This window comes from Kribbella sp. NPDC006257 (assembly GCF_040613535.1).
Taxonomy (GTDB): domain Bacteria; phylum Actinomycetota; class Actinomycetes; order Propionibacteriales; family Kribbellaceae; genus Kribbella.
Genome location: NZ_JBEXSJ010000010.1, coordinates 196,830 through 218,741, shown reverse-complemented (window position 1 = coordinate 218,741; position 21,912 = coordinate 196,830). Strand labels below are relative to the sequence as shown.

The window sequence follows — 21,912 nt, the reverse complement described above, 5'->3', positions numbered from 1 at the left end:
ACCAGCCCGACGGTCAGCCGTGCCTGCGCCAGCGACCGGGCGACGTCGGCCGGCAGTGGTACCTATTGCATCAAGCCTTCTCAGGTCGCGGAGGAATCAGGACTGGAGCTGAACTTTGATGGACCCGTCCATGCTGGCGATGCGCTCAGCGGCGTCACCTTCCAGGCGGCCCAGGACGACGATGCCGTCGTAGTACGACTGGTCGCCGTAGTACAGAACGAGATTGTTGCCTGGGGCGTAGTACCCGACGTCGCCGACGTCGGGGTCCGCGCCGGCCGGCTGACCGTCCAGGGACAACGGAGCGGGAAGTGGACCTGTCTTCTCTACGGCACCGTGATCGCTCATCTCGACGGTGAGCGGAAGTTGCGCGGCCAGATCGCGAGCGGCGGCGCTGTCGTCGAGCGTGGCCTGGAAGTGCTGATCGCCGATCGTGATGCGAAGTCTCATTCGGTCCTCTTCGGTGGTACGCGGGTGCTGTGAGCTGGGCCGGACGGATTGCTGACCGCCGGATGGCGAGCCCGACTGCTGGTCGGCGTAAGCGCCGTTTCCGCAGGCCGCCGATAGCAGCACGACAGCCGAGATCAGTACGACGGTGACACTGCGAATCACCTTCGTGGGCTCCTTCTGATCGGGAATCCCTCCACATTTCGAGTGAACCCGCCGGCTTGCTGAGGAAGAAGTCACTGTGGATGGGTGTACTGACAGGGCACCCCACGCCTACGACGATGTCGAGATCTTCGCGGTGCAACAGCTACGGACTGACGATCGACCACATCGGCGGTCGAGATCGTGCTGGCCGAGGGTCGTTCCACCGGATCGACGCCGACCACGAGCCCGACCTGTTCTGAGCGGTCCACGGCGCCGGCGGGAACAGCAGTGACCGAGAAGATGATCAAGTCCGGCAAGACTTGATGATGCAGTTCCGCTCGGCGGGCGGCGCGGTCAACAACGTACCGGCGGAAGCTACGGCGTACGCGCATCGCAGCCACAACTCTCCGTCGTCAGCGCTACCTTCCCGGACTGGACGTCGTACCAGGACCAGCTGTGGAGCGAGCTTTACCCGCACCTCGACGGCATGTACGTGAGCTTCGAAACCGCCACCGCCCTGGACGTGACCACGGAGGACATCGCCACGGCGGTGGCGTCGGTGATCCGGCCGCAGCAGCGGCTGGTGTCCCTGGTGCTGGACGGGATGCGCGAGCGTGGCTGGGGCAGGATCCTCGCGGTTTCGGCCACGAACATCGTGGAGCCGCTGCCCGCGTTGACGCTGTCGAACATCGCTCGCCCCGCGCTCGCCGGCTACCTCAAAAGCCTCGCAACGCAGGTCGCACCGGACGGCGTCACCGTGAACCTCCTGCTGGCCGGCGGTTCCGGACCGCCCGCCGGGAGACCGTCGAAGCGACCAAGGCCGCCCGGACCGGCCGGCCCGCCGCCGAGATCCAGGCCGACGAAGCCGCCGAGGTCCCGATGCGCCGCTTCGGCACCGTCCCCGAGTTCGCCGCCATAGGCGCCTTCCTCTGCAGCGACCTCTCCTCCTACCTCACCGGCACCGCTATTCCCCTGCGACGGCGGCCTACTCCACACCCTCTAAAGCTACGAACCCCAGGTCGGCGCTGAGGTGCATGCCGTTCCAGTACGGATCGCTGCCGGCGCTGTTGCACGTGGTGATCTCGCCACCGACCTGGCTCGACGCCGGGCCCGTCAGGCCGTGCGTCGGCGGTAGGCCGCGATTCGGGTCCGGTTCTGGCAGGTGACGGAGCAGAAGCGGCGATGGGCCCGCGCCGAGACGTCGACGTAGACATCGGCGCAGTTGTCTGCCGCGCAGAGTCCGATCCGGCTCGAGTCATGCTCAGCGAGTTGCTTTCGCAGGGCCAACGCTGCCGCGGCGAGTACTCCGTCGCGTGCGTCGTCGACGTACCAAGCGGCTCTGGATCGGCTTCCGGTCAACTCAACCGTCGGACGAACGCCGGTCCGCTCAAGGAGGCCGGCAAGCGCACGGATACGGTGGAGCGGATCGGGATCCGCGAACACCGGGAACAACGCGTCCGCTGCTCGTTGCAAGGTCTTCGAATCGGCGGCAGCCCACGCCGGCAGCAGCTCGTCCGGAGCCGCGGGGAAGTCGTCACGACGTCCGGCCTCGCGCGGGACCGTGCCCCAGCCATTCACCACCACCACTACGGCAGCGATGTCCAGCCGATCAATGACCACGATGCCAATGTAACGCCATCGCCTCCCCCGCGGTCCCACCGCAGGTTGCCGACGTCCCACTCGCACCTGTAACGTCGTGAACGAGTTCGTGGCGTTACAGCGACGAAAGGGTGAGCTTCGAAATGCGAGCCGGCTATCGGGAATGGATGGGTCTGGCGGTCCTGGCGCTGCCGTGCATGGTGGTGTCGATGGACGCCACGGTGCTGAACCTGGCGATTCCGGAGCTCACTGCCGACCTTCTGCCGAGCGGCTCGGAGCAGCTGTGGATCGTCGACAGCTACGCGTTCCTGGTCGCCGGTCTCCTGATGACGATGGGCATGATGGGCGACCGGGTCGGGCGACGCCGGATGCTGCTCGTCGGCGCAGCGATGTTCGCAGCCGCCTCAAGCCTGGGCGCGTTCGCCACCAGTCCCGGTCAGCTGATCGCCTCGCGCATCGTTCTCGGTGCCGCCGGCGCGATGCTGGCACCGTCCACACTCTCCCTGATCCGGACCATGTTCGCCGATCCGGATCAACGCAGAGTGGCGCTGGGCATCTGGACCGGAAGCTTTGCGTTGGGCGGTCTGGCCGGTCCGCTGGTGGGCGGTCTCCTCCTCGAGCGGTTCTGGTGGGGCTCGGTCTTCCTGGTCGCCGTACCGGTGATGCTCCTTCTCCTCGGGGCCGGCCCCTTCCTGCTGCCGGAGTACCGCGGCGCCGAAGCGCGGCGAGTGGACATCACCAGCGCCGCTCTTTCCCTGGCCGCCGTACTGGCGTTCGTCTATGGCCTGAAGAGGATTGCGGAGAACGGCCTACAACCGGCGTACGGCGCTGCGGTGGTGCTGGGAGTTGGAGCGGCAGTCTGGTTCGTCCGTCGGCAGCGACGACTGACCCATCCCGTGGTTGACCTCGGACTCCTTCGCGCAAGCTCCTTCAGTGCGCCGCTACTGATCCTCGGCGCGATCTTCTTCGTCCTTTACGGCACCCAGTTCATCACTGCCCAGTACCTCCAACTGGTCGCAGGGCTGACTCCGCTGACGGCGGGTCTGCTGACCCTGCCGGGGACAGTCGCCTATTTGGTGGGATCGCTGGCAGCTCCTGCGGTGACCCGGCGGCTCAGTACTGCGCAGGGGATGGTCGGCAGTCTGCTGATAGCGGCCGGCGGGTTCGGGCTGTTGACCCAGATGGGGCCCGACCGGCTCTGGGTCGTGGTCACCGGCTTCGTGGTCCTGTCCATCGGCTTGGCGGGTGTGTATCTGATCTCTACCGACCTGACGGTCTCCGCTGCGCCTTCTGCACAAGGGGGCACGACGTCCGCGTTGCTCGAGACAAGCGCAAACCTCGGTGGTGCGCTGGGCATCGCGGGCCTCGGCAGTACGACGCTGCTCGCCTACCGGCACGCCATGCCGGGATCCAACCCGTACGACCTTCCTCCCGACGTCTGGGAAGCAGCGCGCCGCACGATCGGTGGCGCCGCCGCAGCGGCCGACCGCGCCCCCGACGCGGCTGGCCGTCAACTGCTGAGTGCCGCACACCAAGCATTCACCCGCGGCTATCGCCTGGCAGAACTGGTCGGCACGACCCTGCTGCTCCTCACGGCCGCCGCGGCCGCCCTCGCCCTCCGCAACCGCCGCACCGGCTGATGGCGAGGGCGGCCAGTTGCTCGTAGTGCGCCCGCGGCAGCCGCCGCTGGCTCCGATCCGGGGCGTCCGTCTGCCAGTCGAGTACCTGGACGGCCACGTGGTTCGCGCCTGCCTGGTGGTGTTCGGCAATTCGCCTCGCAATGGCGTCCGGATCACCCCAGGCCACCACTGCGTCGATCAGCCGGTCACTGCCGCCGCCAGCCAGGTCCTCGTCCGTGAACCCGAGCCGCCGAAGGTTCCCCGAGTAGCCGCGCTTGGTCAGGTAGAACTCCAAGGCCTGCCGCGCGATGGCCCGTGCCGTGGCGGGGTCCGGCTCCAGTACCACCTTCACCTCGGGAGCAAGCAACGGCCGGTCGCCGAGGATCTCGCGAGCCTGCGCCGTGTGCTCCGCAGTACCGAGGAAGGGGTGGGCTCCGCGCGATCGAGCCGCCGCCAGACCCAGCATGCGGGGCCCGACCGCCGCCACGATCCGGGCGTGGTCGGCGACTCCTGCCGCATCCAGCCGATCCAGGTACCGGGTCAGCTCACGATACGGCGAGAGCGCCCACTGTGCCGTCTCTCGGGGCCCGTTCCCCAGCCCGAGCAGGAACCTGCCCGGGTGGTCGCCTTCGACCTGCCGGTAGACGGTCGCGACGTCGTCGGCCGCGTGTACCCAGATATTGACGATCCCGGTCGCCACGGTGAGCCGCTCGGTCGCTGCCAGCAGTCGGGCCGCGGTCTGGAGCATCCCCGGCCCGTTCGCGACCCATAGCGTCCCGAAGCCCAGCTCCTCCAGGTCGGCGGCCGTATCGGGCAGCTGATCACTCTCCTGCTCCTACAGCCACCAAGGCGCCCAGACCCCTACTGTCCCCAACTCGTGCTCCGGCATGGCTGAATGCTAGGCATCGAAGACCTCCAGGTCAGTATCCACTTTCCGGACAGTGGCCGTTCGGTACGCCGGGCCGTGGTTCTCACGGCTACCGGGGGGCGAGGAGATCGAGTAGGAGGGACAGCGGTGCCCAGCCGCCGCGGCCCCGACGGGTGACGGCGTACGCGCGCATCCGTGGCTCGGGGTCGCGCAAGCGGCGGAGAGAGACGCCTGTCGTTTTCGGGTAAGCAGCGGGGAGGAGTGCGACGCCGAGGCCGGCGATGATCATCTCCTGGACAAGTTGAAGGCTGTCTGCCCGTTGGCTGATGCGCGGTTCGAACCCGGCCAACGCCGCGACGGTGCGAATGACTTGTCCATCGGCGGTATTGCGGGAGTTGACGATCCAATCGGACTCGGCGGAGGCGGCGAAGACGTCAGCCGCCTTAGCGGTCGTACGCCGTGAGCGCGACGGTACGGCGAGGCTCCAACTGGTCTCCCAGAGGGGGGTTGCCTCGAAGGCTGGATCGACCGAGGCCGGCGCGAGGTTGTAGTCGTAGGTCAACACCAGGTCGACCTGGTCACGCTCCAGCAAGGCGAGTGCCTCGGGCGGTTCCTGTTCCTGGATCTCCAGGCGGACATCGGGATGCCCGGCCGCGAGCTGAGGCACGACGGGAAGCAAAGAGTCCCGGATCGCTGTGTGGAACGCCGCGATGCGGACTGTCCCCGTGGGCTCGGCCGTGGGATCGAGGTCGGCACGGGCCGCTTCGTGCGCCGCGATGATGTGCACCGCGTGTCCCGCCAGACGGCGGCCTGCCGGAGTAAGCCTGACGCGCCGACCGTCGGGCTCGAGGAGTGGTGTCCCGACGTCTTTGGCAAGTGCAGCGATCTGCTGTGAAACGGTCGAGGTGGTGACCCCGAGCGTCTCGGCGACCAAGTGCATAGAGCCCAATCGGGAGAGTGCCAGGAGCAGTTCGAGACGTCGTACGTCCACCGCCTTATTGTTCATCCATCACGAACGATAAGTCCACCGTTCTCACGTGGACGTGAATGGAAAGCGGCGCTTCACTGAGGACATGCGCTCAGGTGACAGTCGAACCGGAATGACGTTCGCGGTTCTGTCGATGACGATGGTCCAGCTCGGCCTGGTCGCCTCCATCGGACTTTTCGACCGACTTGGTGCAGAGGGTGCTGCCTGGCTGAGACTCGTGTGGGCAGGCTTGATCTTCCTCGTGGTCTGTCGCCCCAGAGCCAGCTCGTTCGATCGCGCGTCGTTCCTGGCCGCGGCCGGCCTGGGTGTGGTGACCGCTGGGGTGACCCTGCTCTTCATGGCCGCGGCGGCTCGGCTGCCGCTCGGCACCGCCAGCGCGCTGGAATTCCTCGGCCCCTTGGCGGTTGCCGTACTTCGCGGTCGCGGGCAACTTGTCTGGCCCGGGTTGGCGTTCGTCGGAGTGCTCTTGCTCACGCAGCCGTGGCACGGTTCGATCAGTGGCGTCGGGGTCCTCTTTGCCCTGGGGGCCGCTTGCTGCTGGGCGGCGTACATCATCCTCACCCAGCATGTCGGCAGCAAGGTGAGCGGTCTGCAAGGCATGGCCGTCTCGCTGCCGGTCGCCGCAGTGATCGCCACGATGGTCGCCGGGCCGAGCACTGTCCCGCACCTGACCTGGCAGCTCGTCGGCATCGGCTTCGGTCTCGCGCTCCTGCTGCCGGTGATCCCGTTCAGCCTCGAATATCTCGCCCTTCGACGGCTGCCCGCGGGCGTCTTCGGCACTCTCATGAGTCTCGAGCCGGCGCTGGCCCTCCTGATCGGCTGGATCCTGCTCGCCCAGTCACCGAGTGTCCTCCAGACGGTTGGCATCGCCTCGGTCGTCACCGCCGGCATCGGAGCCGAGAGAGCCGCGCCCGCAACCGTTTCGATCTACACCTGAGGCGATCAACACCATCGAAAACCATCGCTTTTCTCGATGCGCCGATCGACCCTAGGGTCGGAAGCATGACGCAGCCGACACCGAACAGCCGGCTGAGTGAAGGGAAGACCCGATGACCACGATGACCACCGACGAGTGGCGTACCTTCGTCACCGCGGGCACCAGGCTCGCCCACCTCTGCATCACCCGCGCCGACGGCCGGCCGCACGTGACCCCGGTCTGCTTCGTACTCGACGGCGACGAACTCGCCTTCGCCCTCTCGCCGGGCAGCGTCAAAGGCAAGAGCATGGCGCGCGACCCCCGCGTCGCGGTCTGCATGAGCGACGAGCAGCAGCCCTACAGCTTCGTCACCCTGGAAGGCGAAGCCCGGATCTCCGCCGAGCCGGACCGGATCAAGCACGTCGCCACCGCGATCGCCAACCGCTACTACCCCGACCAGCCCGCGGCCGAGCTCGCCGAGTCATTCCTCCATGGAGGCTTCACCGCGGTACACATCGCCATCACCAACGTGATAGCCCGCTCCAACCTCGGCTGACACCTCGATCGCAATCGCGTTGACGCGCCCTTATAGATAAGCTATTTGAGCTCGGCCGAGGTCTTTCAGACCAGACAATTGACCACAGCGATGAGGAGGGGCTTTCCGATCAAGAAAGTCCTCTGAAGACCGGATGATCGTCTCCCGGTCAGCCGAACAGCCGGGACAGCTCGGTGGTCACCGTTTTCTCGGCCTTCTTGATCTCGGCTGCGGGATCCGCGCCCTTGCGGATCACGTTCGTCGTCAGGTCGTTGAAGGCGGTGATCATCTTCGGGGTCCACGCCGGCAGGTCGACGATGCCGTGGTCCCGGTTCAGCTTGACAACTTCGGCGGCCGCACCCTGCTGGAGCTTGGTCGCTCTCGCGGCCAGTGACTTCCGCGGCGGGATGTGGAAGCCGTAGTTCAGGTTCCAGTCCTCCTGGAACTCGAGGTTGTCCACCCAAAGGAATTTCACGAGAGCCTTGGCGTCGTCGATGTTCGGGCTCTTCGCGGAGACGAACTGTGTCCAGCCGCCGGACGGCAGCGCGGGCCGTCCCTGTACGTCGAGCTTCGGGTAGGCGAAGACACCGAAGTCGTCACCGAGCGCCTTCTGGATCGCCGGCATCGCCCACAGACCGCACCACTGGATCGCGGTCAACCCCTGGATGAACGCGCTCGGATCGGCCCAGTCGGTCGGTGCGCCCAGTAGCAACGACTTGCTGGTGTAGAGCTCGCGCAGCTTGGCGAATGCCTGCGCCGCACGGGCGCCGGTGAACCCGGGTTCGTTGTCCTCCCCAAGGTAGGCGCCACCGGACGACCACAGAGCCGGACCGCCGATGATCACGCCACCGTCGTTTCCGACGAAGATCCCCTTCACCTTGTCCGTGGTCAGCGCCTTACCCGCCGCGATCAGGTCATCGACGGTCTCCGGCGGCTTGATGCCGGCTTTGTCATACCTCAGGTCGTTCGGATTGAAGTCCGCTCCTGCGTCCCCGAGGATGTCGAACATGCTCTTGCGGTGCCGACGTTCAGCTGGCTCTCGAAGATGTCCGGACCGCTACTCGATAGCAGCCGGAGGCGAGCTTGCTGCCGTAGTCACCAGGGATCCACTGCACAGCAACGTTCGCGGCGGCGTAGGCCTTGGCGTACTTCAGCGCAGCTTCTCTCGTACCGTTCTCGCCGTACTGGTGATACCACTGCGCTAGCTTCACATTCGATGTGCCGCCGTCACCTCCACCCGACGGCCGGCCTGTATTGCTACCGCAGGAAGTCAGTGCGAGAAGAGCGGCCAGGCCGCCGGTTCGCTTGAGCAGATCGCGCCGGGACATCTCAGACATGACACCTCCAGGAGTCACATCACACCATTTACTTCACAGCCTCAAGTATTGAGGATCCTGGAGACCGTACAACGCATCCGCGCACCAGAACAGAGCTCTCCGGCGACCGGTTCCGCGACGGCGGCATGTACCGCTCGGCACACCCATCAAGTGCAGTCATTTGACGTATGCGATGCCGCTCCCATCCTCCGTCTTGCCCATTTAGGCTTCGTTGCCATGAGCATCTCTGCTGCGGTTGAGGTCAGTGACGGTGTGTTCGCCTACATCCAGCCGGACGGCAGTTGGTGGATCAACAACGCCGGCTTCCTGGTCGGGAAGCGTGGTGTGGTCAGCATCGACACCTGCGCCACCGAAGCCCGCACCCGCGACTACCAGGCGACGATCGCGAAGTACACCGACCAGCCGGTGCGCACCATCGTCAACACCCACCACCACGGCGACCACACCTTCGGCAACGGCCTCTTCACCGGCGCGACCATCGTCGCCCACGAACGACTCCGCGCGGAGATGGCAGCCTTCGGCCCGCCGGTCCCGCTCCCGTTCTGGACCCCGATCGAATGGGGAAACCTCGACCTCACCCTCCCCGACCTCACCTTCACCGACCGCATCACTGTGTGGAGCGACGACCTGGCCTGCGAGGTCCGGTACGTCGGTCAGCCGGCCCACACGACGAACGACTCCATCGTCTGGATCCCCGAACGCTCGGTCCTCTTCACCGGCGACCTCCTCTTCAACGGCGGCACCCCCTTCCTGCTGATGGGCTCGATCGCCGGCTCCATCGACGTCCTCGAGAACGTCCTCAAACCACTGGGCGCTCAAACCATCGTCCCCGGCCACGGCGACATCGCCGGCCCGGACCTCATCGACGACGTCCTCGGCTACCTCCGCTTCATCCAAGAAACAGCCCGTACTGCGAAGTCGACCGGCCTCACGCCGCTAGAAGCAGCCCGCAACACCGACCTCGGCCAGTACGCCGACCTGCTGGACCCCGAGCGCCTGGTCGGCAATCTCCACCGCGCCTACTCCGAACTCGACGGCGCCCCCAACGGCACCCCCATCGACGTCATCGCCGCCCTCACCGACATGGTTGCCTACAACAACGGCAAACCCCTGACCTCCCACGCCTGATCCCCTCTCGGGCCTACCACCATCGCGCCAGCCTCACGCTGGAACCGGCGATCGTTGCGACATAGCAGCCGTGACGTGGCACCGGGCTACGGTCTACGGTCATTCGACGGATACCCGGGGCGGTCCGTCCAAGGTCAGTCTGGTGCTCGGACACGACCACTATGCGGTGGAATTCGGCCACCACAGTCGCCAGTTCCCCGGCCGCTAAGGAGAAGACCATGACAGACCTCCTCGACAAGACGCTGCAGGCCTACGGCGGTTACGACCGGTGGAAGGAGCTGACGTCGGTCACCGCGCACAAGCGCTTCGGCGGTGCCATCTGGGACATCAAGCAGGTCCCCGGCATCGTCGACGACGGCGACATCACAGTGTGGATCAAGGAGCAACGCACCTCGCTGTGGCCGTTCACCGGGCGCACCCTGAAAAGCGCCTACACGCCGCTTCGGGTCGGCATCGAAACCACCGGCGGCGACGTCGTCGAAGCACTCGACGACCCTCGCTCCTCGTTCGCCGGGCACACCCTCGAAACGCCCTGGACGCCACTACAGTTGGCGTACTTCACCGGATACGCCATGTGGACCTACACCGCCGAACCGTTCAACCTCACCTTCCCCGGCGTCTACACGGAGGAAGGTGAGCGGTGGTCCGAGAACGGCCGGCGCTGGCGACGGCTGAACGTGAGTTATCCCGACACCGTCGCCACCCACAGCCCGCACCAGGTGCTCTACATCGACGACGACGGGCTCATCCAGCGCCGCGACTACCAGGTCGACATCGCCGGCGGCTCACCCGGCGCCCACTACGTCTCGGACTTCGAAGAGATCGACGGCATCGTCGTACCACGCACCCGGATGATCTACGTCCGCGACGAAGACAACCACCCGATCCCCGAGCAACTCGTCGTGTCCATCGAGCTGACCGACCTCAAGCTCGCCTGAACCCCAAGTCGCTCCGCCTCCTCCGAACGGCCCAGGACAAGGCGGAGCGACCAGAGCGCGGCCCGGTACTACTCAGCCAGGAAGTTGTTCACCTGGGTGACGAAAGCTGTCGCGTGCTGGAAGAGGAAACCGTGCCCTGCGTCGCTGTAGAGCACGAGGACGGCGTTGTCGAGGTGCTGGACGGCGACATAGGAGGCCAGGGCGGGCAGCATCACGTCCAGTACGCCGTTGGCATAGAGAACGGGCTGCTTGATGCTCTCAAGGTCTGCCTGCGTCTGTTCGAACGGGATCGACTGGAGCTTCGCTACCGCGACAAGCTGACCCTTGCCCGCGGCATCCGAGACCGCACGAACCCCGGAGGCGAGCCTCGGAGCGACGTTGGTGAGGTGATCCCGGCCGGCCGCACGTCCGCGATCGGTCTCGGGGAAGAACAGGTACAGCACGTCCTCGTCTTCTCCGCCGCCCGGCTTGGCCATGATCTGGCGGACCTTGTCGCTCATGGCCGGTGCGCCAGGCACAGGGCTGCCCGGGCTGCTGCCCGCCACGATCAGTTTGCGGACCAGACCCGGACTGCGCCGGGTGACGTACTGCGCCACGATGCCACCCAGGGACCAACCAAGCAGGTCCACCTGATCCAGTCCCAGTGCCTGGATGAACTCGATGGCTCCGTCAGCGAACTGCTCGACCGAATCGCCCGGCTCGCCGGTGGTGTGGCCGATACCGATGTTGTCGAACACGATGACGTCGTGATTGACCGCCAGCTGATCGAGGAACTCCGGGTCCCACCAGTCGATGGTGCCGCGGAAGCGGTTGAGCAAAACCAACGGGATCCCACTTCGGGGGCCGATCCGGCGGTAGGTGAACCGGGCCGATGGCCCTGTGACAGTGAGATTTTCGGCCGAGTTGGCCAGGGACGCGGTCATGGTAGGAATCTCTCTCCAGACGAGCAACCGGCGGCGAGAAGGTCCACAGATTTGCGCCAGGACGCTGCGGACCTCCTCGCCCACTCACCTGAACCGGGCGAGCAGAACCAACTGTCGCTCGCCCTGCGCACCGCGGCATCCGTCAAATGACGCAGGATTCGCAAGACCCTTCTACTGGCCGAGGAACTTGCGCACGTGCTCACCGAAGGCGACCGGATACTGGTTCAGGAATCCGTGGCCCGAGTCGGGGTAGATCCGAAGTTGGGCGCCGGGAATCCTGTCGGCCAGCAGGTTGCTGTTGCTCGTCCGCATCATCGTGTCGTTGTCGCCGCAGGCCACGAGAGTCGGCTGGGTGATCGCCGCCAGCCGCTCCAGCTTCGACGAGTCCGGTATCGCCCACTCCATCAACGCCTGCAACTGGGCATCCCGAACCTCGAGCGTGGTGGCACTGTCCTGGTCGCCGGTCCGCGCGCCGGCTCTGGCCAGGTACGCCCACGCCGACTTGACGCTGTCCGTCGAACCGGAGAAGAAGAGCGAGATGAACGTCTCTGCGGTCGGGTTGTCGAGACACGAGGTGTCAAAGAGGTCGTCGGACCAGTTGTGGAAATCCGGACCGCCACGAGGCGCGGTACCCGCTAGCACGAGTCTTCGCACCAGGCGCGGCCGAAGCAGCGCCAACTCCTGGGCGATATGACCGCCCAGCGAAAACCCGAGCACGTCGATCTGGCGAAGGCCGAGCGCCGCGGTGAACGCGATCGTGTCCCGGGCCATGTCCGTGACGTTGTCGCGGACCCTTCCGGTCGACTCGCCAACGCCCCGCAGATCGACGGCGATCACTTCGCGATCAGCGGCCAGTACGTCGAGCAGCGCCGGGTCCCACGAATCCAAGTTGCCGCGGAAATGCTGGAGCAGCACCAGCGGCGGCACCGTCTCGGACCCAGTGCCACCGAACCGACGATAGACAAAAGTCTCCCCATCGACCGCAACCGTCCGGTTCCGCGCCCCCGCGGCACCTTCATCATCGCCGTTCGTCATCGAACCTCCACCCCTTCCCAGCATCGAGTTCCGTCGATGCCCAAGCTCACACCTGGCCAACAGCGAAGGAATACGTCGAATGACTGCCGCCGACATCCGAGCCCTCGCCAAGGTTCGTGCTCAGCACGGAAATCCTCCGGAATTCCCCACATCTGTGGGACGAGGAGCAGCAGATCGCCGACCCGGTCGCTCGGCTGCAGGCGTTGAGGGCCGGCGGCGTGGACAGCCGTCCGACCGGGACCGCCTGGGAGGTCTGGAGAGTGCACCGCCCCGGGCACTTCTCCAGACCTCCCCGCCGGACCGCCCTTGCCGAACGGGTCGGTGCTCACCGTCCCTCAAGGGAGGTGGTTCCCCCAGTTGCCGCGATGGACGACTTCGGCCGCACTTCGGCGACCTCGTCCCAGTGATGGCGACTGACCGTCCGGCGCGCGATAGCCCAACGACACAACACCGAGCAGCTCATAGCCCGACGGCACACCGAACTCCTCGAGCAACGGCGCCAGCACCTCCACCCGCGGCCCGAAGAAGCAAGCACCAAGACCCTCGTCAACCGCGGTCTGGAGCATCAACAGAATCGCCATCCCGGTATCCACATACCAGTACGGCGCCGTCCAGTGCGCCTCGGCACGATCGTCCCAGCCCTTGTCCGGCTTGGCGTACCGATCCAGATACGCCTCCTTGTGAGCGAAGGCGAGGATCAGCAAGGGCGCCCGCCGGATGGCGGTCAGTACCTTCGCGTACTCCGGGTCGTCGTCGGTCGCGATCCGCCAGTACCGCTCCCGTTCGTCACCTTGGAGCGTCAGGAACGCCCACCCTTGAGCGAACCCCGCGGACGGCGCCCGCAGACCGTTCGCGAGGATGCGCTCCCTGATGTCGGGCGGCACCGGTCGGTCCGGATCGTAGTTGCGCACCATCCGGCGGCGCCGGACCACCTCGCCGAATTCCATCGGGTTCCTAGAACATCCCGTTGGAGTTGGTGGATTCCGCCGGAACCTGCTGGATGACGTCCCAGTGCTCGACCACCTTGCCGTTCTCGACCCGGAAGAAGTCGGCCAGCGCCTGTCCCGGCTGGCCCGGTACGAGCACCATCTCGGAGTGGGTGACCACGATGTCCGCCTCGGCGACGACGCGCTTCACCTCGAGCTTGGCATCGGGAAAGGCGCCCTTGATCCGATTGACGAAGCCGATGAAGGCCTCAGCCCCGTCGGCCACCTGGGGGTTGTGCTGGACATAGCTCTCCCCCAGATACTCGGCCACCGACTTCTCCGGATCACCGGCGAAGGCGCCGGTGTAGAAGTCGAGGACGATCTCCTTGTTACGTTCAAGATCTGTCATGAAGGTTCCTTCGGGTCGAGGTCACACCGTGGGTGGCGGACCGATGATTTCGATGCCATAGGCACCGGCCATCGCGGCCAGCGCAGCAGGATCGGGTGGCAGATCGGGTGGCGCCGACGCCGTGGACCACGGTGTCCCGGCCTCGACGGCGAAGCGGTCGAAACCGGCCGGGGTGTGCAGGGTCAGAAACCTGGCCTGCGGACTGGTTACGACGAACGCATGCGGCAGCCGACGCGGCAGGAAGGCGACCCCACCGGCCCCGACCGCACGCGCCTGACCGTCGATCTCGACACGGAGCTCGCCGTCGAGAACCAGGAATGTCTCCTCGTCGAGGTCATGGCGATGCAGCGGGCTGTTGTAGCCGCGCTCACCTTCGTGCTCGAGGACGGCCAGTTGGCCTGCCGTCGAATCTGCACCGGCACGGATCCGGATCAGCGCACCGAGAAACCACACGGCCCGTTGCTCGTCCGGCATCAGAATGGCCGGCTTGCCCACATCCTTGGCTGTCATGGCTTCATTAGGCAGCTCGGGAAGTATGTCTGTCCAAGACCAAAATTCGTCATTACTATAGCCTCCATGCATATATCGCCGGACTCAGGTGTGGATCTACGGCTGCTGCAGGCGCTGGTAGCCATCGCCGACGAGGCCGGCGTCAGCGCTGCCGCGGAACGACTCCGCATCGCCCAGCCTTCGCTGAGCCGGCAGTTGCGCCTCCTCGAGAGGCGCCTCGGGCTGCCGTTGTTCGAACGCGCCGGGCGGCGGCTGCGGGTGACCGCGGCGGCCGAACCGGTGGTGGAATCGGCTCGACGGGCACTCGACGCTGCGGACGAGGTCCTCCGTACGGCGAAACGCGCGGCCGACGGCCAGCTCGGCAGGCTGGCCATCGGCGTACTACCCAGCTGCTCCCCCGTCCTGCTCGTGGACGCGTTGGCCTCATTCCGCGAGCACCACCCGCAGGTCGAGACGACCATCACCGAACTGGTCGACGAGGACCAATGGCGAGCCTTGCGGGAAGGAACGATCGATGTCGCGCTCAATCTGATCGAGCCGCCCCCGAGCGATCTGCCGCACCAGATCCTGACCGCCGAGCAGGTGTGTCTGGTCGTCCGTGACGACCACAGGCTGGCCGGCAAGGAGTCGGTCCGCATCTCGGACCTGGCCGGCGAGACCGTCACCTTCTTCAACCGGTCCGACCAACCCGTCGGGCACCGCTGGCTCACCTGGGCACTGCGCACCGCCGGCGTACGGACCACGCTGCAGGAAGCCACCCTGACAAATATCGTCGCCGCCGTCGCCGCCGGCCTCACGGTGTCGGTGATGATGCGTTCCTTCGAATCCATTCTGCGACCGCCCGGCGTCCAGTACATCCCCGTCGAAGGCTGGGCCATCGACCTGATCATGTCTCACCGCCCAGGCCAGGAATCCCCTACAGTGCAGGCCTTCCAGCGCGAAATGGCACTGGCGGTCGACCGCACGCGGCCGACCTGACGAGGTGGCCGGTTGCCGAACGCCGCGGCCACTTCGAAGACGCCACGAACGATCAGCCAGATGCCCAGGATCCAGGTAAGCGTCACCGCCGTCAGTCCCGGACTGGCGATCGCCAGGAAGGCCGCAACGACCGCGATCACACCGATCACCACCAACCAGTTCCGATCCATCGACAACCTCCCGAGACGAGCGACACTTCGGATCCACTGTGTCTGTGCCGGAACGACGCGTCATCCGTCGAATGACGCATCGTGGGTCAGGCTGCGTCACCAATCAATTCGCGGGCTACAACGGTGCCGTGGTTGCGGGCGTCGGCGTGCGCCTTGGACTCCGATTCCTTGGCGGCTTCGATCAGCTGTTCCATGCCCGGCGTCACCGGCGCAAGGGTCAGTTCGGCAACCGAGCTGCGGATGTTCATCCCCAGTACGTCGCCGAAGATCCGCTCCAGGTACGCCGTAGCGTGGTCCCATCCGTACTTCGGGGTCCCGGGCGCGTAGCCGCCACCACGCGAGAGTACGAAGATGGCCGGACGTCCTGCCACCGGGCTGGGGCCGTGCACCAATTCACGGTCGACCATCAACAGGTCGATCCAGGTCTTGATGTGCTGTGGGATTCCGTAGTTGTACATCGGTGCCGCGAGCAACAAAGCATCCGCTTCCCGGAACTCTGCCTGCAGTTCCGCAGCGATCGCCTTGGCCTCCTGCAGCGGCACGCCGTCATCGAGAATGGACTCCACGCCCAGCTCGGTGGTGACGAGGATCGGCCACGCGGTGGCAGGCAATGGGTGCCGGCCGAGATCACGCCGTACCACGACGCCGTCCGGGTGCTCCGCCAGCCAGGCAGCTTCGGCGCTGTCGGCCAAGGCTCGACTGACTGATCCGTCCAGGCGAATGCTGGCGTCCACCCGTAGCAAGGTGCTCATTCGTGCTGTCTCCATCGACTCGGCGGGCGCACGCTCATTGAGCTGCTCCCGAGATAATCTGTGAGACAGAATATTTGCTGAGCCGATCGCTGGGACGCATCTGTCAAATGACGTACTTTGACGGCCGCGGTCAGCTTCGTGGTGGCTGAGCGTGGCTGAGCGCCGCCTGCAACTGGGTCCGGTTGGTGATGCCGAGCTTCGGAAAGATCCGGTGCAGATGCGTGCCCACGGTGCGATGCGACACATACATCCGGTCGGCGATCTCGCGGTTGGTCAGTCCTTCGGCCGCCAGCAGGGCAATATGTCGCTCCTGGGCGGTGAGAGCACCGGTGGCATCGGGCGCGCCGTCCGGTTGCTCCGGCACCTTCGCCGGACGGGCGGTGCTGCCGCCCGCGGCACGGAGTTCGGCGGCGGCGCGGCCGGTCCACAGATGCGCGCCGGCCCGGTCGAAGGTGCGCAGAGCCGCTTCAAGATGTTCGCGAGCGTCGACGATCCGTCGGCGCCGACGGAGCCACTCGCCGTACATCAGCTGCGTGCGGGCCAGCTCCAGCGCGCCCGGATTACGCTCAGCGCCCTCCACTGCCAGTTCGAAGTACTTCTCGGCCTCGGGGCCCGCAGCGGTCAGGGCGAGGCTCCGCTGGACGAGGTTGTCCAGATACGGGCCGGCGAACCTTGTCGCCGACTCGGACACTGCTGCCAGCGCCGCCATGGAGCGTTCGGGATGCCCCGTACGGACGGCGGCCTCCGTCAGGTCGGCAATCGCCAGCAACCTGACCGTGGGATGGGTCTGCGTGGCGCGTAAGGCGTCCCAGGCATCTTCGTAGCGATGCTGGTTGAGTGCGAGCACGCCCTCCGCCCAGCTCACTCTGGCCTTCAGCGCCGGATGGTCCTCGCCGCCGGCCAGCGATCGGCTCTGAGCGATCGCGGCAACAGCCCGGGCGTCGTCACCGCTCCAGGAGTACGCGCGCGCCGCTGTGATCGCGGCATCGGCCGCGACAACTCGCAAACCGAGATCACTGCTGATCTGCCGTGCCAGCTCGGCGTCGGCCAAGCCGTCCCGCAACTCACCGAGGAAGACCCTGGCCCAGGCCCGCTCCTGAAGGGCCCAGGACTCGTCTCCCGGCGCTCCGGTGCGGCGGAAATAGTCGACGCCGAGACTCCAGCAGCTCAGTGCCGCCGCGAAGTCCTGCAGTGTGTCCGCCATCAGCCCGACGCCGATGATCATCTGCGGGCGGCTCGGCCAGCGTTCGACCTCGGTGGACAGCAGGCCGTCCGCTACGACGCGGAGCAGTTCGGTAAGCCGGGGACGCGTCTGAACGGCATACTCCTCCGGAAAGAGCAGGACACGTCCGACCTGTGCGATCGCCTCGCCGCCTGCACAGGACGCCAGCTCAATGGCGTGACGTAGCCGTTGCCGCAAGTCGTCCGGCAGTCCGGACACGCAATGGGCGGTGGCGGCTGTGGCCAGCACACGCAATCGCTGCATCGGGTTGTCGCTACCGCTAGGCCCACCGAGACGCTCGGCAAGCGCGAGCAAGTCCTCCGCCGACCGGCCAGGGACCAGAGCCGTTCGGGTCAAAGCCACTTCCGTCAGGGCGAGATGTGCGACGACGTCAGGGCTTCCCGCCAGCGAATCAGCCTCTCGGACGAGCATTGCACCTTCTGCCACATCGCCGGCCTGGCGGGCGATCTCCGCCGCCATAGCGAGCCGGCGCGCACGCTCGGCCGTCCCGGAGGTAATCACGGCGGACCGCCGTAAGGCGGCCACTGCTTCGGTGAGGGCGCCCCGAGCCCGTGCTCTGGCCGAACTGCACTCGAGGGCCGCCGCCACGGAATCGTCGTGATCCGTCACCGCTGCGGCCGCGTGCCAAGCCGAGCGGTCCGGGTCATCGGCCGCCTCGGCCAGGGTCCGATGGGCCGCCGTACGCTCGGCGAAAGTGGCTCCGCCGTACACCGCCGACCGCACCAGCGGATGCCGCAGGACGATCCGGCCGTTGACCACGCCCGCAAGGCGAGCCCGTTCGATCGGCGCAAGGTCTTCCGGGCCCAGCCCTTCCCGCTCACCGGCGGCCAGCAGTTGGCCGACCGATGCTTCCGGCGCAGCCGCGATCAGCAGCAACAGTCGACGGCTACGCTCCGGCAGCTGGGAATTCCCGGACAGGAAGGCCTGCTCCAAGCGCCGTGTTGTTGGCAGCCATTGCTCTCCCGAGGTGCCGACGGTATTCGGGGCGCTCGATCGCGCCCGGCCGAGTTCGATCAGGGCGAGCGGATTTCCCGCGGCTTGCGCCAGCACCAGCTGCAGTTCCCGATCATCAATCCCCGGCTGCTCCGCGCGCAGGAGATCCATGGACGTGGCCTGGTTCAACGGGCCGAGCAGGAGCCTCGGCATCCCGACGGAACGGATCACAGCGGCCGACCCGCCCTCGGGGGCCTCCAGACCACCGACGGCCGAATCGGTACGCATAGTGATCGCCAGCAACAACCGCACGGTGGACAGCCGCCGGGCAGCGAAGGCGATCGCCTGTGCGGTCGAGGTATCCAGCCACTGGGCGTCTTCCACCACGACCAGCGCAGGCTGCTCAGCGGCGTACTCCTCCAGCAGGCTGAGCGTCGCCAGCCAGATCATCAGCCGGTTCGGCTGCGACCCTTCGCTGCGGCCGAGCGCCACCTCCAGGGCTTGGCGCTGGCCGATCGGGAGGGCCGGCAGGCGGTCGAGCAACGGATGGATCAGCTCGTGCAAACCGGCGAATCCGAACGGCGTCTCGCCCTCCACACCGACGCACCGCAGCACCCGGAAGTCCTGCTCCTCAGCCACGGCTGCGACCACATTGACGAGCGTGCTCTTGCCGATGCCGGCATCACCCTCGATCAGGACCGCTTGACCGGCTGTCGCTACCGAGGCGAGCAGTTCCGCGCAACGAGCCAGCTCGTCGCCGCGGCCGACCAGAGCCGTCGGACCGTCGCCGAAGGCCGGCAGATTTGTCTGCACCTGGTGAGTCTAACTTCGCCCGTCGCCTGTTCGGGCAAGCCTGATTGCCTCAACGGCCGCCCGATCCGCCCCGCAGCGATCACCCGTGTCAGATTGGCCCCGGACACGAAGGGTGCCCATGGGCAGCGAGGGCGACAATTTCTCGGACGGAACGTCGTTCCCGGAACTCGGAACGAGCACTGAAGACGTACTGGCGGTCGCGAGTCCGCGGCTCGACGACGATCAACTCGCCCGGGCGGCCGGATACGGCGTACGGCGTACTGTCAGCGCCGGCGAGTTGCTGTACCAGGTCGGCGAGGCCAGCGCCGATCTGGTCGTCTGCGAGACGGCAACCTTGGCCTCGTACCGCACGACAGAGTCGGAATCCGACCCGTTCCTGGTCTACCGGCCGGGAGAATTCACCGGCGAACTGAGCGTGCTGACCCGGGCGACGCGCAACCTCGCCGTACTCCACCCGCATCGTCGGCGACGCACGCTCGGGACAGGGCCTGGACCTGCGCGTCTTCCTTTCCCGGATGGGTCTGCCGTATCTGTGGCTGGACAGCACATCAGCCGAAAAGGCGTCGTCGTCGGTGGCCAAGCCGCTACCAGCGCCCGGATCGAGAACTACCTGGGCTTCCCGTTCGGCCTCAGCGGCCTCGACCTGACCACCCGGGCGGTTGTGCAGGCACTCAAGTTCGACGCGAACATCGTCAGCCCCTGCCCCGTCGCGAGCCTGTCCACGACCAGCGACGGGTTGTTGATCACCTTGACCGACGGTACCCAGATCAAGGCCGGAACTGCTCTGATCGCCACCGGTGCCGCCTACCGATCGCTGCCGATCGAGCGCTGGGACGAGTTCGTCGGCAATGGCATCTACCACGCAGCGACAGACATCGAGGCGCAGAGCATCGCGGGCGAGGCCGTGACAGTGGTCGGCGGCGCGAACTCGGCCGGCCAGGCCGCCCTGCACCTCGCCCGGTACGCCGACCACGTGACGCTGGTCGTGCGCGGAACCGACCTCGGCGCCGAGGCCTGTTCAGCTTCATCGTCGCGGTCGCCGCGACCGACTGGCTGGCGGGCCCCGCCGTCGACGCGAACGGCTTCATCCTGACCGATAGCCAGCTGGCCGACGTGCATCCAGGTGCCGAATGGGCCGGGATCGATTCGGGTCCGCTGCCGTTCGAGACCATCAGGCGCTGGCTCGCCGGCGCATCCGGCGGTGACTACGGTCGTTTGACGTATGCCCAACCGGGGGTATGCGCGGCAGGCTGGTGCCAGTCGCGCACACAGGGAGGTCATGGATGACTCAGGTCGTTGCCTCGGCGCCGCATTCGACGGTACCGAAGCCACCGATCGCCGTGTCGTTGCGGGCCACCGACCCACTGACCCTCGCAGGCCTGAACGTTCTGCTGAGGAACCGTCCCGAGCTACAGGTCACCGACGACGAGGCTCAGGCCGCCGACGTTCATGTCATCGCGGCACACCGGCTGGACAGCCGCACAGTACCCATGTTGCGGAAGACGGCCGCCGCCGGCAGCCGTCCCGGCGTACTCCTGCTGGACGAGATCAACGAGGCGCAACTGCTGCTTGCCGTGGAGTGCAGCGTCCAGGCGGTGCTGCCCCGATCCGCCGCAAACGCCGAACAGCTGACCCAGGCCGTCGTAGCCGTCGCGACCGGTGACGGTTTGTTGCCGCCGGTCTGACCCCTCGCGAGGTCGAGCTGATCCGGCTGATGGCGGACGGACTGGACACCAAAGAGATCGCCCAGCAACTGCACTGTTCGGAGCGCACCGTCAAAGGGACGCTCCACCACGTAACTCGACGACTTCGGCTGCGTAACCGATCGCACATCGTCGCCCACGCCATGCGGTACGGCGTGATCTGAAAATGCACAGAGAGGAAAGCTGGATCATGGGTTCTACGGTGAGCATCGACAAGACCGAGGGCTACCGGTGGACTGTCACCTTCGACAGCCCACCGACCAACCTGGTCACCCCGGCTCTTGTCCAATATCTGCACGAGGCCGTCGAAGCGATGGCTGCCGAGCCCGACCTCAAGGTCGTGGTCTTCGACAGCGCCAACGACGACTTCTGGCTGAACCATTTCGACCTCGCCCAGGTGCCGAACTTCCCCACCGACACCGAGGGCCGCGCGCTCTGGACCACAGTCGTCCTGCGGCTCGCCGAGCTGCCGTTCGTCACCATCGCGAAGATCCGCGGCAGGGCCCGCGGCGGCGGCGACGAGTTCCTGCTCGCCTGCGACCTTCGCTACGCCAGCCGCGAGCGGGCGATCGTCGGCCAGATCGAGGTCGGCACCGGCATCCTTCCGGGCGGCGGCGCCACCGAGCGACTGCCCCGGCTGATCGGCCGCGACCGTGCTCTGGAAGCCATCCTGACCAGCTACGACTACTCCGCGGACGTCGCCGAACGATACGGCTGGGTGACCAAGTCGCTGCCCGACACCGAGCTCGACGACTACGTGGACGCACTGACCACGCGGCTCGGCGCCTTCGACAAGACCGCGCTGGCCGGCGCGATGCGGCAGGTCAACCGCGCCACCCAGCTGCCCGGAGACGACCTCCACTCGGCGTACGGCGAATTCCTCGAATCGATGACCTGGCCGGGATTCCGGCAACGTCTCGACGGCCTTCGCCGGGCCAGCCAGGAACTCGGCCCGAACCTCGAGCTGCACCTGGGCGACCACCTCGCCGACCTCGCCTGAC

General features: G+C 66.6%; 27 protein-coding genes. 13 read left to right on the top strand and 14 right to left on the bottom strand.

Translation table 11 applies throughout. The annotated features are described in order from the left end of the window. Positions 1 to 96: 96 nt before the first annotated feature. The gene (locus ABZ004_RS15295) at positions 97 to 447 is read right to left on the bottom strand and encodes a cyclophilin-like fold protein (protein ID WP_355680463.1); all 351 of its coding nucleotides are present in this window, start codon (positions 445 to 447) and stop codon (positions 97 to 99) included. A gap of 242 nt (positions 448 to 689) precedes the next feature. Between ABZ004_RS15295 and ABZ004_RS15290 the strand changes: the two genes are divergently transcribed. The 3 genes from ABZ004_RS15290 (at position 690) to ABZ004_RS15280 (ending at position 1,617) form a co-directional block, all read left to right on the top strand. After that, complete coding sequence (locus ABZ004_RS15290) at positions 690 to 848, top strand: hypothetical protein (protein WP_355680462.1); 159 nt, start codon at positions 690 to 692, stop codon at positions 846 to 848. 233 nt (positions 849 to 1,081) lie between these two features. Further along, positions 1,082 to 1,507 (top strand): SDR family oxidoreductase, encoded by a 426-nt coding sequence (locus tag ABZ004_RS15285; RefSeq protein WP_355680461.1) that lies wholly within the window; start codon positions 1,082 to 1,084, stop codon positions 1,505 to 1,507. Then, a complete protein-coding gene (locus ABZ004_RS15280) occupies positions 1,438 to 1,617 on the top strand; it encodes an SDR family oxidoreductase (RefSeq protein ID WP_355680483.1) in 180 nt (59 codons plus the stop codon). Before ABZ004_RS15285 ends, ABZ004_RS15280 begins: the two co-directional genes overlap by 70 nt. An 84-nt stretch (positions 1,618 to 1,701) precedes the next feature. Here the strand turns inward: ABZ004_RS15280 and ABZ004_RS15275 are convergent, their stop codons facing one another. Continuing rightward, positions 1,702 to 2,208: a CGNR zinc finger domain-containing protein gene (locus tag ABZ004_RS15275; protein WP_355680460.1), complete on the bottom strand. Its 507-nt coding sequence runs from the start codon at positions 2,206 to 2,208 to the stop codon at positions 1,702 to 1,704. 110 nt (positions 2,209 to 2,318) lie between these two features. Here ABZ004_RS15275 and ABZ004_RS15270 point away from each other — a divergent pair, with 110 nt between their 5' ends. Further along, positions 2,319 to 3,827: an MFS transporter gene (locus ABZ004_RS15270; RefSeq protein WP_355680459.1), complete on the top strand. Its 1,509-nt coding sequence runs from the start codon at positions 2,319 to 2,321 to the stop codon at positions 3,825 to 3,827. On the opposite strand, the gene ABZ004_RS15265 is transcribed toward ABZ004_RS15270, so the two are convergent. Together ABZ004_RS15265 and ABZ004_RS15260 are read right to left on the bottom strand one after the other, a co-directional pair. Continuing rightward, positions 3,778 to 4,623 carry a TIGR03620 family F420-dependent LLM class oxidoreductase gene (locus ABZ004_RS15265; RefSeq protein ID WP_355680482.1) on the bottom strand — a complete coding sequence of 282 codons (846 nt, stop codon included), beginning with the start codon at positions 4,621 to 4,623 and terminating at the stop codon, positions 3,778 to 3,780. The two genes, ABZ004_RS15270 and ABZ004_RS15265, sit on opposite strands and share 50 nt — an antisense overlap. Before the next feature lie 160 nt (positions 4,624 to 4,783). Further along, a complete protein-coding gene (locus ABZ004_RS15260) occupies positions 4,784 to 5,665 on the bottom strand; it encodes a LysR family transcriptional regulator (protein WP_355680458.1) in 882 nt (293 codons plus the stop codon). A gap of 109 nt (positions 5,666 to 5,774) precedes the next feature. Here ABZ004_RS15260 and ABZ004_RS15255 point away from each other — a divergent pair, with 109 nt between their 5' ends. Together ABZ004_RS15255 and ABZ004_RS15250 are read left to right on the top strand one after the other, a co-directional pair. Continuing rightward, positions 5,775 to 6,599 carry an EamA family transporter gene (locus ABZ004_RS15255; protein WP_355680457.1) on the top strand — a complete coding sequence of 275 codons (825 nt, stop codon included), beginning with the start codon at positions 5,775 to 5,777 and terminating at the stop codon, positions 6,597 to 6,599. A gap of 112 nt (positions 6,600 to 6,711) precedes the next feature. Further along, positions 6,712 to 7,134: a PPOX class F420-dependent oxidoreductase gene (locus ABZ004_RS15250; RefSeq protein ID WP_355680456.1), complete on the top strand. Its 423-nt coding sequence runs from the start codon at positions 6,712 to 6,714 to the stop codon at positions 7,132 to 7,134. Positions 7,135 to 7,282: 148 nt separating this feature from the next. Here the strand turns inward: ABZ004_RS15250 and ABZ004_RS15245 are convergent, their stop codons facing one another. After that, positions 7,283 to 8,122, bottom strand: a complete 840-nt coding sequence (locus tag ABZ004_RS15245) for an extracellular solute-binding protein (protein WP_355680455.1) — start codon at positions 8,120 to 8,122, stop codon at positions 7,283 to 7,285. Positions 8,123 to 8,141: 19 nt separating this feature from the next. Then, positions 8,142 to 8,450, bottom strand: coding sequence for a twin-arginine translocation signal domain-containing protein (locus tag ABZ004_RS15240; RefSeq protein ID WP_355680454.1), 309 nt, complete (start codon positions 8,448 to 8,450; stop codon positions 8,142 to 8,144). Between the two features lie 216 nt (positions 8,451 to 8,666). Between ABZ004_RS15240 and ABZ004_RS15235 the strand changes: the two genes are divergently transcribed. Together ABZ004_RS15235 and ABZ004_RS15230 are read left to right on the top strand one after the other, a co-directional pair. After that, complete coding sequence (locus ABZ004_RS15235; protein ID WP_355680453.1) at positions 8,667 to 9,578, top strand: MBL fold metallo-hydrolase; 912 nt, start codon at positions 8,667 to 8,669, stop codon at positions 9,576 to 9,578. A 218-nt stretch (positions 9,579 to 9,796) separates the two neighbouring features. Then, positions 9,797 to 10,516 (top strand): hypothetical protein, encoded by a 720-nt coding sequence (locus ABZ004_RS15230; protein ID WP_355680452.1) that lies wholly within the window; start codon positions 9,797 to 9,799, stop codon positions 10,514 to 10,516. Between the two features lie 68 nt (positions 10,517 to 10,584). On the opposite strand, the gene ABZ004_RS15225 is transcribed toward ABZ004_RS15230, so the two are convergent. From ABZ004_RS15225 to ABZ004_RS15205, 5 genes are all read right to left on the bottom strand, one after another. Continuing rightward, positions 10,585 to 11,439 (bottom strand): alpha/beta hydrolase, encoded by an 855-nt coding sequence (locus tag ABZ004_RS15225; RefSeq protein WP_355680451.1) that lies wholly within the window; start codon positions 11,437 to 11,439, stop codon positions 10,585 to 10,587. 171 nt (positions 11,440 to 11,610) lie between these two features. Beyond that, positions 11,611 to 12,474 carry an alpha/beta hydrolase gene (locus tag ABZ004_RS15220; RefSeq protein ID WP_355680450.1) on the bottom strand — a complete coding sequence of 288 codons (864 nt, stop codon included), beginning with the start codon at positions 12,472 to 12,474 and terminating at the stop codon, positions 11,611 to 11,613. 335 nt (positions 12,475 to 12,809) lie between these two features. Then, positions 12,810 to 13,421: a nitroreductase family protein gene (locus ABZ004_RS15215; RefSeq protein ID WP_355680449.1), complete on the bottom strand. Its 612-nt coding sequence runs from the start codon at positions 13,419 to 13,421 to the stop codon at positions 12,810 to 12,812. 7 nt (positions 13,422 to 13,428) lie between these two features. Beyond that, positions 13,429 to 13,809: an ester cyclase gene (locus ABZ004_RS15210; protein WP_355680448.1), complete on the bottom strand. Its 381-nt coding sequence runs from the start codon at positions 13,807 to 13,809 to the stop codon at positions 13,429 to 13,431. 21 nt (positions 13,810 to 13,830) lie between these two features. Continuing rightward, positions 13,831 to 14,319, bottom strand: coding sequence for a cupin domain-containing protein (locus ABZ004_RS15205; protein WP_355680447.1), 489 nt, complete (start codon positions 14,317 to 14,319; stop codon positions 13,831 to 13,833). 66 nt (positions 14,320 to 14,385) lie between these two features. On the opposite strand from ABZ004_RS15205, the gene ABZ004_RS15200 reads away from it, so the two are divergent. Further along, positions 14,386 to 15,297: a LysR substrate-binding domain-containing protein gene (locus ABZ004_RS15200; RefSeq protein ID WP_355680446.1), complete on the top strand. Its 912-nt coding sequence runs from the start codon at positions 14,386 to 14,388 to the stop codon at positions 15,295 to 15,297. Here the strand turns inward: ABZ004_RS15200 and ABZ004_RS15195 are convergent. The 3 genes from ABZ004_RS15195 to ABZ004_RS15185 all read right to left on the bottom strand — a co-directional run bounded on the left by ABZ004_RS15195 (position 15,213) and on the right by ABZ004_RS15185 (position 19,208). Next, positions 15,213 to 15,467, bottom strand: coding sequence for a DUF308 domain-containing protein (locus ABZ004_RS15195; RefSeq protein ID WP_355680445.1), 255 nt, complete (start codon positions 15,465 to 15,467; stop codon positions 15,213 to 15,215). The two genes, ABZ004_RS15200 and ABZ004_RS15195, sit on opposite strands and share 85 nt — an antisense overlap. Positions 15,468 to 15,553: 86 nt before the next feature. After that, positions 15,554 to 16,219, bottom strand: a complete 666-nt coding sequence (locus tag ABZ004_RS15190; RefSeq protein WP_355680444.1) for an NAD(P)H-dependent oxidoreductase — start codon at positions 16,217 to 16,219, stop codon at positions 15,554 to 15,556. A gap of 130 nt (positions 16,220 to 16,349) precedes the next feature. Then, complete coding sequence (locus tag ABZ004_RS15185; protein WP_355680443.1) at positions 16,350 to 19,208, bottom strand: LuxR family transcriptional regulator; 2,859 nt, start codon at positions 19,206 to 19,208, stop codon at positions 16,350 to 16,352. Between the two features lie 118 nt (positions 19,209 to 19,326). Here ABZ004_RS15185 and ABZ004_RS15180 point away from each other — a divergent pair, with 118 nt between their 5' ends. The 4 genes from ABZ004_RS15180 (at position 19,327) to ABZ004_RS15165 (ending at position 21,911) form a co-directional block, all read left to right on the top strand. Continuing rightward, positions 19,327 to 20,301 carry an NAD(P)-binding domain-containing protein gene (locus ABZ004_RS15180; protein WP_355680442.1) on the top strand — a complete coding sequence of 325 codons (975 nt, stop codon included), beginning with the start codon at positions 19,327 to 19,329 and terminating at the stop codon, positions 20,299 to 20,301. 190 nt (positions 20,302 to 20,491) lie between these two features. Next, complete coding sequence (locus tag ABZ004_RS15175) at positions 20,492 to 20,893, top strand: hypothetical protein (protein WP_355680441.1); 402 nt, start codon at positions 20,492 to 20,494, stop codon at positions 20,891 to 20,893. Continuing rightward, on the top strand, positions 20,890 to 21,075 hold the full coding sequence (locus ABZ004_RS15170; protein ID WP_355680481.1) for a helix-turn-helix transcriptional regulator: 186 nt from the start codon (positions 20,890 to 20,892) through the stop codon (positions 21,073 to 21,075). The genes ABZ004_RS15175 and ABZ004_RS15170 overlap by 4 nt, the downstream gene beginning before the upstream one ends. A gap of 26 nt (positions 21,076 to 21,101) precedes the next feature. Further along, a complete protein-coding gene (locus tag ABZ004_RS15165) occupies positions 21,102 to 21,911 on the top strand; it encodes an enoyl-CoA hydratase/isomerase family protein (RefSeq protein WP_355680440.1) in 810 nt (269 codons plus the stop codon). The last annotated feature ends 1 nt before the right edge of the window (position 21,912 follow it).

What these genes read in the sequence shown, in the direction of transcription:
- ABZ004_RS15295 (WP_355680463.1), bottom strand. Translation starts at nt 447, where the DNA reads ATGAGACTTCGCATCACGATCGGCGATCAGCACTTCCAGGCCACGCTC.
- ABZ004_RS15290 (WP_355680462.1), top strand. Translation starts at nt 690, where the DNA reads ATGGGTGTACTGACAGGGCACCCCACGCCTACGACGATGTCGAGATCT.
- ABZ004_RS15255 (WP_355680457.1), top strand. Translation starts at nt 5,775, where the DNA reads ATGACGTTCGCGGTTCTGTCGATGACGATGGTCCAGCTCGGCCTGGTC.
- ABZ004_RS15250 (WP_355680456.1), top strand. Translation starts at nt 6,712, where the DNA reads ATGACCACGATGACCACCGACGAGTGGCGTACCTTCGTCACCGCGGGC.
- ABZ004_RS15245 (WP_355680455.1), bottom strand. Translation starts at nt 8,122, where the DNA reads ATGTTCGACATCCTCGGGGACGCAGGAGCGGACTTCAATCCGAACGAC.
- ABZ004_RS15240 (WP_355680454.1), bottom strand. Translation starts at nt 8,450, where the DNA reads ATGTCTGAGATGTCCCGGCGCGATCTGCTCAAGCGAACCGGCGGCCTG.
- ABZ004_RS15235 (WP_355680453.1), top strand. Translation starts at nt 8,667, where the DNA reads ATGAGCATCTCTGCTGCGGTTGAGGTCAGTGACGGTGTGTTCGCCTAC.
- ABZ004_RS15230 (WP_355680452.1), top strand. Translation starts at nt 9,797, where the DNA reads ATGACAGACCTCCTCGACAAGACGCTGCAGGCCTACGGCGGTTACGAC.
- ABZ004_RS15225 (WP_355680451.1), bottom strand. Translation starts at nt 11,439, where the DNA reads ATGACCGCGTCCCTGGCCAACTCGGCCGAAAATCTCACTGTCACAGGG.
- ABZ004_RS15220 (WP_355680450.1), bottom strand. Translation starts at nt 12,474, where the DNA reads ATGACGAACGGCGATGATGAAGGTGCCGCGGGGGCGCGGAACCGGACG.
- ABZ004_RS15215 (WP_355680449.1), bottom strand. Translation starts at nt 13,421, where the DNA reads ATGGAATTCGGCGAGGTGGTCCGGCGCCGCCGGATGGTGCGCAACTAC.
- ABZ004_RS15210 (WP_355680448.1), bottom strand. Translation starts at nt 13,809, where the DNA reads ATGACAGATCTTGAACGTAACAAGGAGATCGTCCTCGACTTCTACACC.
- ABZ004_RS15205 (WP_355680447.1), bottom strand. Translation starts at nt 14,319, where the DNA reads ATGACAGCCAAGGATGTGGGCAAGCCGGCCATTCTGATGCCGGACGAG.
- ABZ004_RS15200 (WP_355680446.1), top strand. Translation starts at nt 14,386, where the DNA reads ATGCATATATCGCCGGACTCAGGTGTGGATCTACGGCTGCTGCAGGCG.
- ABZ004_RS15195 (WP_355680445.1), bottom strand. Translation starts at nt 15,467, where the DNA reads ATGGATCGGAACTGGTTGGTGGTGATCGGTGTGATCGCGGTCGTTGCG.
- ABZ004_RS15190 (WP_355680444.1), bottom strand. Translation starts at nt 16,219, where the DNA reads ATGAGCACCTTGCTACGGGTGGACGCCAGCATTCGCCTGGACGGATCA.
- ABZ004_RS15180 (WP_355680442.1), top strand. Translation starts at nt 19,327, where the DNA reads ATGGGCAGCGAGGGCGACAATTTCTCGGACGGAACGTCGTTCCCGGAA.
- ABZ004_RS15175 (WP_355680441.1), top strand. Translation starts at nt 20,492, where the DNA reads ATGACTCAGGTCGTTGCCTCGGCGCCGCATTCGACGGTACCGAAGCCA.
- ABZ004_RS15165 (WP_355680440.1), top strand. Translation starts at nt 21,102, where the DNA reads ATGGGTTCTACGGTGAGCATCGACAAGACCGAGGGCTACCGGTGGACT.